Below are 12,002 nucleotides of genomic sequence, written 5' to 3'. Positions count from 1 at the left end.
AGTGCGACCTCAACTTTACACAGCAAGATTAATTAAGCTTCCGCCGTTGCTGCAACAGTCTCAATTGCAATACGCGCTAATTCATCAGGCTGGAATTTAGCTAAGAAACCATCAGCACCTACTTTCTTAACCATTGCCTCGTTAAACACGCCACTTAGAGAGGTGTGCAATAGAATAAATAAATCCTGTAAACGACTGTCATTACGAATAGCAGTGGTCAAGGTATAACCATCCATCTCAGGCATCTCGATATCCGAAATGATCATTGAGAAGTGATCCGTAACGTCCACGCCATCTGCCACCAAGTTCTGAAGATAAGTCAGGGCTTCTTTACCATCGCACAAGACGGTTGTAGCAAAGCCAACATCTTCCATGCATCGTTTAATTTGCTTACGAGCAACAGAAGAATCATCAACAATCAAAATATGATGTTGCTTTGCATTCTCCTGGATATCATCAGTTACAATACCAGAAGAGATATTTTGACGAGTCGGAGCCACTTCAGACAGTATCTGCTCCACATCAATAATCTCTACCATCTCTTTATCTACCTGACACACAGCAGTAAGGTAGTTGTCATTAGACAAACCTTTTGGTGGTGGCTGAATGTCACTCCAATTCATATTCACAATACGCTCAACACCGCGTACTAAGAAGCCTTGAATTCGACGGTTATATTCAGTGATGATTACAAAGCAATTTTGTATGTTTTCAATTGGACTTGCGCCTGTTGCCAACCCCAAGTCTAAAATGGGAATGGTACCACCGCGAATGTGTGCAACACCACGTACAACAGGACTGCTATGGGGCATACTAGTCAGTTTGGGGCACTGCAACACTTCCTTTACTTTAAAAACGTTGATGCCATAAATCTGCTTGCCGTTTAAGCGGAAAAGCAATAATTCAAGACGGTTTTCTCCGACGAGTTGGGTACGCTGGTTTACGCTCTCGAGAACTCCGGCCATAAAAGCCTCCTAAAATATGCGCTCTGTTATACAGGGAGAAACCCTATTGTTATGAAAATCACTCATCAAATGATAGAGTGATTTTGTTATTTTTACTAACCCTAGTCGATATCCTTGGAGATTTACGATGGGTAACGTCAAGCATATGACCATTTTACTCTTTTTTCTCTCAAGTTGGAGTAGTGCGTCACAAATAGAAACCCAAATAGAACAATTCATTCAACAAGTTGAATACAAAAGATTACAAACCGTCTATCCGAACGCCCGAATTGAGATCAGTATTCAAAATAAAGTGGCGTTGAGCTATCTACCTGAATGTGAGCATCCTATTAGTATAGAAAATCAACGACCAGAAGCTACTAGTAGGACATCTTACTCAATAAGTTGTGAGTCCCCAATCTGGAAATCCTATGTTCCGGTCACACAGGAAATCTTTATTGAGGGTATTAAAGCTATTGCGCCCATCCAAAGGGGCAGCTCAATTAACCAACAAAACACCGCAATTGGTGAAGTCAACCTGAATGCGATACGAGGTCATTTGTATACCACATCGAACCCACCTTATGGGCTGTTAGCTGCTCGTAATATTCGTATAAATACCTTCGTCACAGATCAATTAACAGAGCAACCAGACCTGGTAAAAAAAGGCAGCAATGTGCTCATCACAGCCCAAAGTAACATTATATCGGTCAAAATGAATGGAACTGCACTAGAAGATGGTGTCAAAGGACAGCAAATTAGGGTTCAAAATGTAAGTTCTGGTCGAATAGTGTACGGAAAAGTTGTAAGTGACTCAGAGGTTTTAGTAAACTACTAGTATTAAAGACTTGCTATCTTCAGTTAAAAAATAGTTTAACTTTTTCCTAAAGTTTGAACGAGTAAGACCGATAACTGAATTAGCGGACTAATTCTGGAGGCAAGCAACATGGCTATTAATATTTCAGGTGTTGGTACTCAACCAACCCTCTCTACAAATAAGAACGATAGAGTTCAAAAAGAAGAAGCTGGCAGCACAGCCCAAACTAATGGTGTAAGCAGCAAAGACAGCCTTTCTGATGACACAGTTCAGTTAAGCAGTGTTGCTCAATCACTACAGGTCAAAAGCTCGGATACTGAATCTGAAGTTGACATGGACAAAGTTGAGCAGATTAAGCAGGCAATCGCCGCAGGCGAATACAAAATCGATACTGAAAAGCTTGCCAACAGCATGCTTTCGATGGATGAGTTGTTCGCATAACTCATATAGAGTCGAAAAATGATCCCGCTTGCCCCACTGTTTATTCAGATCAAAGAGAACCTCGTACAGCTGTCCGAGGTTCTTTTGCGTGAAAGAAGCGCTTTAGCTACAGCCAAACCTGATGACATTCTGCAACTTGCTTCCGAGAAAAAAGCCTTACTCGACGCAATTGATACAGCCAACTCAAAACGACAAAGTATGTTAATTAAGTTTGGGGTGTTAAATCCCAAAAAACCTTCCGACAAACAGTTTTTTGCTTGGCTATCACAGCAAGACAATATGGAAGATGTAAAAAGCTTGGTTGAAGAGTGCGAACGGCTGCTTAACAAATGCAAGCAAGACAATCAGACTAACGCCCGTATTTTATCTACACTACAAAAACGTAATAAAACTATGCTTGAAATGCTACAAGGGCATAATCGAAAAAATAAAGTCTACACGTCAAACGGCAACACAAGACCCGTTAGTAGCAAACATACTATTGGTCGTGCTTAAGCTACCTCTTTCAATAAATTCCTTTGTAGAACAGCTAGCTATAGAACTTTGGCTTGCCTGATATCATATCGCTGATATAATTCATATGGCGTGTCTCCATAGGTAAACGGGATATACCTGCCGCCTCCTAAGCGGCTATTCCAGGTTCGAGTCCTGGTGGAGACGCCACTCTTCCAGTATTTAGCTATGGCCTCATTGCTTCTACCATTTGTACGAACTGCTCAACCCCTTGAGTCACTTCTTCTAGTCCATTCGAGACATTGTTAATGCTTTCTTGACCATGCATAGCAATACCAGAGACTGAGTTAAGTACAGAGTCAATTTGCTTAATAAGCTCATGATTGAATTCCACTACTTTAGATATTTCAGCGGTAGCATCTGATGTGCTACTTGCCAGTTGTCGAACCTCATCCGCAACCACAGAAAAACCTCGACCAGCATCTCCCGCCCTAGCGGCTTCAATGGCCGCATTTAAAGCCAACAAATTCGTTTGATCTGCAATTGAGCGAATCGTCACAACGATGGCTGCAATATTTTTAAACTGCTCCATCAACTGCTCTCCCACCTGAGTGGCTTCAGTCACTTGCTCCGCTATTTTCTGGGAAGTATCCACCGCTTCGCTTAACACTTTGGATGCATTTGTGGTGATTTGACTGGTTTGCTCTGATGTTGCCGCGGCCATTTCAACCGCATCCATAGCTAAACTAACTCGCTTAGTAATATCTGAAGCAAACTTTATGACTTTGTGAACATTGCCTTTTTCATCAAAAATAGGGTTATAAGATGCTTGTAACCAAAGAACATTCCCATCACGATCTATACGCTTAAAACGCCCGCTCGATAACTCGCCCCGAGCAAGTTGATTCCAAAAATTGGGGTTCTCACGATAAAACTCTTCATCACAGAACATTCTATGATGCTTTCCCACCACCTCTGCTTGGCTGTACCCTACAACATTCAGGAAGTTTTGGTTAGCATCGATGATAGTGCCATCAGGCTCAAAACTTATAACGGCTTGAGATCGATCAAGTGCCTCTAATATGGCATTTTTATCATTCAAGCTATTCTGCATGACTGTCACATCACGACAGATTTTTATGATTTCAGTGACTTCACCATGTTCATTTTTTACCGGGAAATAGTTGGCTTCTAAAAATAAGCGATTACCAATTTTATTTACTCGCTCGTAAACGCCACTAAAAGCATGGCCTTTTGCCAAGTCTGACCAAAATGAGCGATATTCGGCTGAGTTAGCGTAACTTGGGTCACAAAACACTCTATGATGCTTTCCTATTACTTCGTCCAGCGAATAAGCAACAACCGTCAAAAAATTATCATTGGCATTTAATATATTCCCATTTGGGTCAAATCGTATGAAAGCCGTATATGCCTGTATAGCATCCAGCTCATTCTTCGCTTTTGCTAATTTCACTTCCATGTCTTTTAAAGACTCTTGCTGCTTTTTATTGCTACCAATTGAAAACATGAACGCCCCCACTCAATGAGTCCTTTGCATTATTCATCAGTTATATCTGAATTAGTACGGCATTATATTAATGATAAGTTGTAATACGTTTGTTAATTTTAGTACAACCTTCGTTACTCAACAGTAGCGTTCACCCCTTAACTTGAATCGTTGCATTTAAAAACTAGCAGTTTAAGCTCAATTCGCTATCATTCCGCCTAATTAAAAAGTGAAGGTGAGCAAGTGAAGAAAGTAATGGTGATAGGTGCTGGCCCAGCAGGTTTGATGGCGGCTGAAGTCATTCAATCAGCAGGCCTCTCGGTTGAAGTGTTTGATGCCAAGCCAAGTGCGTGCCGCAAGTTTCTGTTAGCGGGCGTTGGAGGCATGAACATCACCCATGCTGAGCCTTATGATGACTTTCTCACACGCTATTACGACAAATCCGCTTGGCTTGAGCCTTCGATAAAAGCATTCACACCGACCAACCTTCGTCAGTGGATTCACGAGCTTGGTATTGAAACCTTCGTCGGTACCTCTGGACGGGTTTTTCCCGAACAAATGAAAGCCGCTCCATTATTACGCAATTGGTTAAAACGACTCAAAGAATCCGGAGTAACTTTTCATATGCGTCACCGATTAGTGGGGTTAGAGGAACGGGCGGTAACTTTTGAGCACCTTGGTGAAACCACTGTAGTCCAAGCGGACGCAATCGTGCTCGCTCTTGGCGGAGCAAGTTGGCCTAAGTTAGGCTCTGATGGAAAGTGGGTTCCATTATTGGAGCAAAACCAAGTAGACGTCGCGCCCCTCGAAAGCACTAACTGTGGTTTCTACAGTAATTGGAGTGATCACCTTAAACAGCAATGCGCTGGAGCACCGTTAAAAGGCGTTGAGTTTAGTTTTACTCTTCCTGATGGAGAAACAGTCTCTCGAAAAGGCGAATGCATTGTCACGGCAGATGGCATGGAAGGCAGTTTGATTTATGCCTACTCGAAATATCTTAGAGATGAGATTAATAGCAGTGACAAAGCCACTTTACGTATCAACTTAACCCCAGATCTAAGCCGTGATCAGCTGATTCAAAAACTCACCAAAACCAAGGCGAAAGAGTCTTTTTCCAAATACCTTAAGCGCACGCTAAAGCTTGATGCCGCCAAGATCGCATTACTTTATGAACATTACTCAAAGCATGAGTTTGACACACCTGAGAAGTTAGCTCAGTGCTTACACAATATCCCTGTGTGTTTTTATAAAGCGAAGCCCATCGAAGAGGTCATTTCTAGCGCTGGCGGCGTTTTAGAAAGCAGTGTTGATGATTTCTTTATGTTGAACCGCCTTCCAGGGGTGTTCTGTGCGGGCGAAATGTTAGATTGGGAAGCGCCAACAGGTGGCTACTTGCTCACGGCCTGTTTTGCCACAGGCCATCGTGTAGGGCACGGCGTTGTTAATTGGCTTAAAAAGCAGAGTCTTTAAGCGATTGCCAAACATCGTTTAACTTAGGGTTAGCATTGCTTCGTGCTCGATAAACACGGATTTCTAAAGGCACGTTCCAATTTACTGCCCCCGCCAAGGCTAATGACCCGTAGCCTAAAGAATCCTGCACTAGACGCTTCGGTAACCAACCCACACCGAAGCCCTCTTTGACCATAGCTTTAATGCTTGCCGCATGAATGTTACTGGCTAAGATTTGCAACTGTGGCACTTCATGTTGACGTTGTAGATGGTGTTGCACGGCTGGCGCTAAAAAGGTCACATCATCGTAAGCAATGTAAGGAATCGGCTGCTTCCGGCTTCCCGGTAATTCATAGATAGGCTTTTGTTGTTCATCCACCGCCACACAAGGAACAAGTATTTCACGGCCAATGGTAATGCTCTCAAAATTCTCTTCATCCAACTCTTTTAAGAAGCCGATAGCGGGGTGCCAGAAGCACAACATCAAGTCAGCCTCATTAGCCGTCATGGCATTAATAAAGTCAGCACCGGCCCAAGAACTCGACTTCATATTCACATCGATCTTGATGTCCAATTGATCACACAGTGGCGCCACTAATTCTCGGTAATAGCCCAAAAATAAAGACTGCGTCGTAACGAAGCGAATCTGCGATTGCTCCTGCTCTTTGATCTCTAGACACCGAGCCTTGGTATCCCGCAATTGTCGTGTAATCAGCTCAGCACTTTGCAAAAAGATCTCGCCCGCTGGCGTTAATGACAAGGGCAATGTATTTCGGTCGATTAGCGTAACCTTCATTTCTTCTTCCAGCAGTTTGATACGACGACTGAAAGTTGGCTGCGTCACATTCTGCTCATCCGCAGCACGAGAAAAGTGTCGCGTCTTCGCTAAAGCTATAAAGTCTTCTAACCACCTTATTTCCATGTGCGCCCCTCCTCCACTGCATGGCATGCCACTTGGCTACCATCGGATTGAGTGACCCGCATTGGAATCTGCTCATAACAACGCTGATTAGCGAGAGGACAACGGTTACAAAAGCTGCATCCCATTGGCTTTTCTAAAGGCGTCGGTACTTCACCGGTAAGATGAATCGGTTCCAGATCTAAGTTATCCAAACGCGGGATAGATGACAGTAATGCTTGAGTATAAGGATGCTTTGGCGCATCAAACAATGTCGCACGATCGGCCACTTCGCACACACGCCCCAAGTACATCACAGCAACTCGCGTAGCAAAATGCTCCACCACAGCCAAATCATGAGTAATAAACAAATAGGTTAAGCCAAGCTCCTTTTGCTTATCCATCATTAAGTTCAGTACTTGAGCCTGCACTGATACATCAAGCGCGGCCAATGGCTCATCCGCAATGATTAACTCGGGCTCTACTGACAAAGCTCGGGCTAGAGAGATTCGCTGACGCTGCCCGCCAGAAAACTCATGGGGATAACGGTCCTCTGCATCTTTGGTTAATCCAACAGATAGCAACAACTCTTCGATAAACTGATCCACTTGCGTGCGCGACCAGCCTGCATGATGCAGTCGAATGGCTTCACGCAAGATCTGATACACCGTCATTCGAGGGTTGAGCGAGGCATAGGGGTTTTGAAACACCATCTGTATTTTCTTACGAAATGGCATTCTTTGGGTATCACTTAACTGATCAATGCGTTGGTCATCAAAGTACACCGCTCCTTCATCAGGTCGCTCAAGCCCAACTAGTAGCCTCGCTAAAGTAGACTTACCACAACCCGTTTCCCCTACCACACATAAGGTTTCACCTCGGTGGATACTCAGATCAATTCCATTTAACGCATACACTTTCGGGTGGCGACTTTGCTTACGCGGCCAGCGCAACGGCCAACGCCATTCAGAGCGAGTACGAAACACTTTTTCCAAACGATGGAACGTCACCAACGGCTTACTCATAAGAGTCATCTCCATCGTGCTGGGAAAATTCAGACAGCATATCTTCCACCACGTAACAGGCTACGGTAGACACGCCACTGTACACAAAGCCGGGTGGATTCTGTCGACAACGCTCTTCCGCGTAGGGGCAACGTGGATGAAAGGCACATCCGCTTGGTTGATCGTTCAAAGGCGGCATATTGCCTTTAATTTGGTTGAGACGTTGACCTGGTAACGCCATTTGCGGCAACGCATTTAACAAACCTTGGGTGTAAGGATGCTGCGGGTCATTAATAATCTCTAACGTCGGGCCCTGCTCCACAATACGCCCTGCATACATCACAAAGGTTCGTTCAGCAATCCGCGATACCACCCCAAAATCATGAGTAATCAAAATCAGCGCCACACCATTGTCAGCACAGATCTGTTTTAGCAACTGCAATATCTCAGCCTGAATGGTCACATCAAGCGCCGTAGTGGGCTCATCGGCAATGATGATTTCAGGGTTTAACAACAAAGCGATGGCAATGATAACTCGCTGTCGCATACCACCCGACAGCTCATGAGGGTACTGATCGAAACGCTGACTAGGCGCTGAGATACGCACGTGTGCCAGCTTTTCAATCGCAAGCTTTCGGGCGTCTTTATAAGCAATGCGAGTATGGCTACGGATGGCTTCAATCATCTGCGCACCAATAGTCAAAACTGGATTGAGCGTCACCATAGGGTCTTGGAAGATCATCGCGATTTTCTTACCCCGAATCCCTTGCCATTGCTTAGGGCTTAGCTTGGTTAACTCACGACCATCAAACTGCACGGACCCAGCATCAATGAAACCTGGCTTCATCAATAGATTAACCAAGGCATAGCCCAAAACAGATTTACCTGCTCCTGACTCGCCCACAATGGCTATTCTCTCACCGCGATCTAAGCTAAAACTGACATCATGCAAAGCCACCAAATCCTGATGACGCTGTCGAAACTTTACGCTCAAACCATTGACCGATAACAAGCTCATACTCAGCCTCTGATCTCTTGCGGATTTAAGTGATCACGTAACCAGTCGCCTAATAAATTCATCACAAAGATCAACAAAATCAAGGTGACACTCGGGAACACACTGATCCACCAAGCACCGGAAAAAAGATAGTTAAAGCCCGATGAAATCAAAGCCCCAAGTGATGGCTGTGACGGCGGCATCCCTAGCCCTAGGAATGACAATGCCGCTTCGGCAACAATGGCATTAGCAATTTGAATGGTTAGGATGACCAAAATAGGCGATACAGTATTAGGTAAAATATGGCGCAGCATTATGTGGAGCTTACTTACCCCCAAAATGCGCGCCGCATCAACGTATTCTTTCTCTTTCTCGGCAAATACGCAGGCTCGTACAGTCCGGGCAAAAATGGGCCACTCTGCTATGCCTAACACTAAAATCAGCATTAACATCGCCAATTGCTGATACGCCGCATTACCAAACATCGTCTGAAAGATCGCCAGCACAACAATGGCAACCATCATGGTCGAAAACGACAGTTGTATATCAGCAACACGCATCAAGAACGCATCCAAACGTCCGCCAATATAGCCGGATAAAAGACCTATACTGACCCCAAGCAGCACTTGAATCAGCACCGCACACACACCAATCGTCAAAGACAAGCGCGTGCCATACAGAATCACTGACAATAGATCACGCCCTTGGGTATCAGTCCCTAGCAAAAAGCGACTGTCCCCCGTCTGCCAATAGGGTGCAAGTTCAGCATTTTCGAGATCCATAAAATCAGTGCTGTTCACGTCATAAGGCGACAACAAAGGCGCCAACAAAGCGACTAAGCAGTAGAAAACAAAAATCAGCAGAGCAAACAGTGCTAATTTATCGCCACGAATGGCCATCAACAGGTGACGTACACGGGTAACATGCTCTGGGGAAACGTGGGGACGATGCAACAAACTCATGCGCTGTACCCCGGAATTCTAACTCTAGGGTTGACCATACTGTACACCACATCGACTAAGGTATTGGTCACTACAAAAATCACCCCAACCACCATTAAATAAGCGGATATTAATGGCACATCTACTCGCGTCACAGCTTCCATAAACAATAGCCCCATACCCGGCCACTGGAAAATACTCTCGGTTAGGATGGTATAAGCGACGAGTGTTCCCGCCTGAATTCCGCCTACCGTGATGACTGGTAGCATGGTGTTTTTTAACGCATGTAGAAAGTAAATACGCGGTGCTGAAATGCCTTTTGACCATGCATAGCGGATGAAATCACTTTGCAGCACATCTTGCATTTCCGCTCGGATTAAGCGAATAAAAATAGGGGTTAAAACAAATGCTAAAGAAAAACTTGGCAGTAAAAGGTGTCGCAGTCCATCTTGATTAAACAACCCTGTTTGCCAAAGCCCTAGAAAAGAAGTGGTTTCCCCGCGACCAAAGCTTGGTAACACGCGCCACTCAATGGCGAAGAAGTACATCAGGAAAACAGCGACAATGAAGATCGGTATCGATAGCCCCAAAGTACTAATAAACAGAACCGCTCGGGATAACAGGCTCTTGGGGTGAATGGCGGCAATAACACCAAGTGGCGTCGCTAAAATGATCACCAACAGCAAAGCGCAAAACGATAACTCCAGCGTTGCAGGCAAGCGGCTTACAATCACATCCAAGGTAGGCTGCTTATAGTAATAGGACATGCCTAAGTCACCTTGCAGTGCTCCCATCAAAAAACGACCATATTGCTGTAGTAAAGGGTCATTTAAGCCCAGCTCTTGCTGTAAGGCCGCACGCTCTTGCAAGGACACCGATTGGCCTACCATCTGCCGAACGGGGTCACCTAGGTTATCTTGAATAATAAAACTGACCACACTGATAATCAGCAGCACAAACAGCGCCTGACAAAGCCTCCGCCCAATAAAGCTAACCATGGATTCCTTCGCTTACTTTTAAATCGCCCCAGTATGGGAAATTCAAAAAGTTTAACACGCCTTCTAATTGAACCGAGCGCTTCGTTGCCCAAATAATCGGTTGCCAGTACAACGGAATGACTAAGGCTTCTTTTGCAGTGTGATGTTCAATCCCTTGCAAAATACGTTCGCGCTGTTTAGGTTGCATTTCACGATTAGCTAAGCGAACACCTTGCTCAACCAAAGGGTCACAAAACTCTCCGGCGTTATAAGTGCCCAAACCTGTTTTAAGGTCACGACACGCCAACGTAAATTCAAAAATATTATTGGAATCAAAGGTGTCTGACTGCCATCCCAGCATCATGACATCCGCCGCCCGTTGATCAAACAACTGAAAGTATTGGGCTTTGGGAAAGGTTTTAAGGTCTACTTTAATGTTGATTTTTTCTAACATCGCCGCAGCGGCCTGAGCCACTTTTTCATCACTCATGTAGCGGTTATTCGGCGCCATCATGGTGATACGAAAGCCCTCTTTGTAGCCAGCTTCAGCCATCAATTGTTTGGCTTGTTCAATATCGTATTGGGGCATCAAATCACTGATATGACCGGCAAACGCCGTTGCACTGAGTTGCCCCGCCGCTTCACCATAGCCTCTAAGGATTTTCTCTACGATTAGGCTTTGATTGATGGCAAGACTCATCGCTTGACGAACTTTAGGATGTTGCAATTCTTTTCTGCGGGATTGGTTGAGCTGTAACATCACGATGCGCGTTCCCGTCATTGACAGCAGCTGAATATCAGGGGTGCGTTGCACACGGGCAATGTCGATTGGCGCAACCGGTGAAATGGCATCAACATCTCCTGTTAACAGCGCCGCTAAACGCGTCGAATCGGAGCGAATCGGCAACCATTCCATGTTCTGAACATTCCCGGGGGAAGTTTGATCCCAATAGTGTGGATTACGTTGAAGCACTAGACGCTGCCCAGCAATACGCTCTTTCACTAGAAATGGTCCTGAGCCTGATACGTTACTCGAAGCAAACGTCTGCCCAAATTTTACGACCTCAGCCTGACCTTCGTAGAAGCCTTTGTCCATCACAAACACATACGCCAGTATGTTTAACAGCAAGGGATAAGTATGAGTGGTGTGGATATCGACGGTATAATCGTCGATTTTGTCCACATTTTGCACAACATTGAACAGTGCTTTGAAATCCACAGAGCCTTTCAATCGTTCCACTGTGAATAAGACATCGTCTGCAGTCATCCGGTTGCCTGAATGGAATTGCACGTCATTGCGTAACTGAATACGCATAGTGTTGGCGTCGAGCATTTGCCAAGATTGGGCTAAACGCGGTTCAAGCGTACCGTTTTGGCGCCATCGAACTAAAGGGTCAAATACCGCGTGAGAATATTGAATGCCTGCTTCGGACAGCTGTTCATGAGGGTCAAGAGAAATTGGATCAGCATCAACCGCTATACGGATATCCGCCGCCAAGCACGAGAACGCACTAAACCCCATTCCAAGTAGAATGAGAAGACATCTTAACATTTGGGTTCCTTATACGGGCTGA

12 protein-coding genes, 1 tRNA gene and 1 pseudogene are annotated in these 12,002 nt (G+C 45.0%); 5 read left to right on the top strand and 9 right to left on the bottom strand.

Going from position 1 to position 12,002, the window contains the following annotated elements; all coding sequences use genetic code 11:
• Positions 1-32 precede the first annotated feature (32 nt).
• Positions 33-965 (bottom strand): chemotaxis protein CheV, encoded by a 933-nt coding sequence (locus JHD44_RS00275; RefSeq protein WP_199459935.1) that lies wholly within the window; start codon positions 963-965, stop codon positions 33-35.
• A gap of 127 nt (positions 966-1,092) precedes the next feature.
• On the opposite strand from JHD44_RS00275, the gene flgA reads away from it, so the two are divergent.
• The 4 genes from flgA (at position 1,093) to JHD44_RS00255 (ending at position 2,865) form a co-directional block, all read left to right on the top strand.
• A complete protein-coding gene (flgA, locus tag JHD44_RS00270; protein ID WP_199459933.1) occupies positions 1,093-1,782 on the top strand; it encodes a flagellar basal body P-ring formation chaperone FlgA in 690 nt (229 codons plus the stop codon).
• Between the two features lie 108 nt (positions 1,783-1,890).
• A complete protein-coding gene (gene flgM / locus JHD44_RS00265; RefSeq protein WP_199459931.1) occupies positions 1,891-2,202 on the top strand; it encodes a flagellar biosynthesis anti-sigma factor FlgM in 312 nt (103 codons plus the stop codon).
• A gap of 18 nt (positions 2,203-2,220) precedes the next feature.
• On the top strand, positions 2,221-2,697 hold the full coding sequence (locus JHD44_RS00260; RefSeq protein WP_199459929.1) for a flagella synthesis protein FlgN: 477 nt from the start codon (positions 2,221-2,223) through the stop codon (positions 2,695-2,697).
• 92 nt (positions 2,698-2,789) lie between these two features.
• Positions 2,790-2,865, top strand: a tRNA-Arg gene (locus JHD44_RS00255).
• A 16-nt stretch (positions 2,866-2,881) separates the two neighbouring features.
• On the opposite strand, the gene JHD44_RS19180 is transcribed toward JHD44_RS00255, so the two are convergent.
• Together JHD44_RS19180 and JHD44_RS19175 are read right to left on the bottom strand one after the other, a co-directional pair.
• Positions 2,882-3,379: a methyl-accepting chemotaxis protein gene (locus tag JHD44_RS19180; protein ID WP_233401571.1), complete on the bottom strand. Its 498-nt coding sequence runs from the start codon at positions 3,377-3,379 to the stop codon at positions 2,882-2,884.
• A gap of 33 nt (positions 3,380-3,412) precedes the next feature.
• Positions 3,413-4,135: pseudogene (locus JHD44_RS19175) on the bottom strand (PAS domain-containing protein); the annotation flags it as partial.
• A 270-nt stretch (positions 4,136-4,405) separates the two neighbouring features.
• Here JHD44_RS19175 and JHD44_RS00245 point away from each other — a divergent pair.
• The gene (locus JHD44_RS00245; RefSeq protein WP_325097018.1) at positions 4,406-5,632 is read left to right on the top strand and encodes a TIGR03862 family flavoprotein; all 1,227 of its coding nucleotides are present in this window, start codon (positions 4,406-4,408) and stop codon (positions 5,630-5,632) included.
• Here JHD44_RS00245 and JHD44_RS00240 read toward each other — a convergent pair.
• The 6 genes from JHD44_RS00240 to JHD44_RS00215 are packed head-to-tail and all read right to left on the bottom strand — an operon-like array spanning position 5,613 to position 11,980.
• Positions 5,613-6,533: a LysR family transcriptional regulator gene (locus tag JHD44_RS00240; protein ID WP_199459925.1), complete on the bottom strand. Its 921-nt coding sequence runs from the start codon at positions 6,531-6,533 to the stop codon at positions 5,613-5,615. The genes JHD44_RS00245 and JHD44_RS00240 overlap by 20 nt on opposite strands.
• Complete coding sequence (locus JHD44_RS00235; protein ID WP_199459923.1) at positions 6,524-7,534, bottom strand: ABC transporter ATP-binding protein; 1,011 nt, start codon at positions 7,532-7,534, stop codon at positions 6,524-6,526. The genes JHD44_RS00240 and JHD44_RS00235 overlap by 10 nt, the downstream gene beginning before the upstream one ends.
• The gene (locus JHD44_RS00230) at positions 7,527-8,531 is read right to left on the bottom strand and encodes an ABC transporter ATP-binding protein (RefSeq protein WP_199459921.1); all 1,005 of its coding nucleotides are present in this window, start codon (positions 8,529-8,531) and stop codon (positions 7,527-7,529) included. Before JHD44_RS00230 ends, JHD44_RS00235 begins: the two co-directional genes overlap by 8 nt.
• Positions 8,532-8,533: 2 nt before the next feature.
• Complete coding sequence (locus tag JHD44_RS00225) at positions 8,534-9,472, bottom strand: ABC transporter permease (protein WP_199459919.1); 939 nt, start codon at positions 9,470-9,472, stop codon at positions 8,534-8,536.
• On the bottom strand, positions 9,469-10,449 hold the full coding sequence (locus tag JHD44_RS00220; protein WP_199459916.1) for an ABC transporter permease: 981 nt from the start codon (positions 10,447-10,449) through the stop codon (positions 9,469-9,471). The genes JHD44_RS00225 and JHD44_RS00220 overlap by 4 nt, the downstream gene beginning before the upstream one ends.
• On the bottom strand, positions 10,442-11,980 hold the full coding sequence (locus JHD44_RS00215; RefSeq protein ID WP_199459914.1) for an ABC transporter substrate-binding protein: 1,539 nt from the start codon (positions 11,978-11,980) through the stop codon (positions 10,442-10,444). The genes JHD44_RS00220 and JHD44_RS00215 overlap by 8 nt, the downstream gene beginning before the upstream one ends.
• Between the last annotated feature and the right edge of the window lie 22 nt (positions 11,981-12,002).

The organism is Marinomonas ostreistagni, assembly GCF_016461785.1.
Lineage (GTDB): Bacteria > Pseudomonadota > Gammaproteobacteria > Pseudomonadales > Marinomonadaceae > Marinomonas > Marinomonas ostreistagni_A.
Note: the sequence above shows the minus strand (reverse complement) of the source record. Positions and strands in the feature narration are given on the sequence as shown.

Coding starts and splice junctions, on each gene's coding strand:
- JHD44_RS00275 (WP_199459935.1), bottom strand. CDS start 965: ATGGCCGGAGTTCTCGAGAGCGTAAACCAGCGTACCCAACTCGTCGGA.
- flgA (WP_199459933.1), top strand. CDS start 1,093: ATGGGTAACGTCAAGCATATGACCATTTTACTCTTTTTTCTCTCAAGT.
- flgM (WP_199459931.1), top strand. CDS start 1,891: ATGGCTATTAATATTTCAGGTGTTGGTACTCAACCAACCCTCTCTACA.
- JHD44_RS00260 (WP_199459929.1), top strand. CDS start 2,221: ATGATCCCGCTTGCCCCACTGTTTATTCAGATCAAAGAGAACCTCGTA.
- JHD44_RS19180 (WP_233401571.1), bottom strand. CDS start 3,379: ATGGCCGCGGCAACATCAGAGCAAACCAGTCAAATCACCACAAATGCA.
- JHD44_RS00240 (WP_199459925.1), bottom strand. CDS start 6,533: ATGGAAATAAGGTGGTTAGAAGACTTTATAGCTTTAGCGAAGACGCGA.
- JHD44_RS00235 (WP_199459923.1), bottom strand. CDS start 7,534: ATGAGTAAGCCGTTGGTGACGTTCCATCGTTTGGAAAAAGTGTTTCGT.
- JHD44_RS00230 (WP_199459921.1), bottom strand. CDS start 8,531: ATGAGCTTGTTATCGGTCAATGGTTTGAGCGTAAAGTTTCGACAGCGT.
- JHD44_RS00225 (WP_199459919.1), bottom strand. CDS start 9,472: ATGAGTTTGTTGCATCGTCCCCACGTTTCCCCAGAGCATGTTACCCGT.
- JHD44_RS00220 (WP_199459916.1), bottom strand. CDS start 10,449: ATGGTTAGCTTTATTGGGCGGAGGCTTTGTCAGGCGCTGTTTGTGCTG.
- JHD44_RS00215 (WP_199459914.1), bottom strand. CDS start 11,980: ATGTTAAGATGTCTTCTCATTCTACTTGGAATGGGGTTTAGTGCGTTC.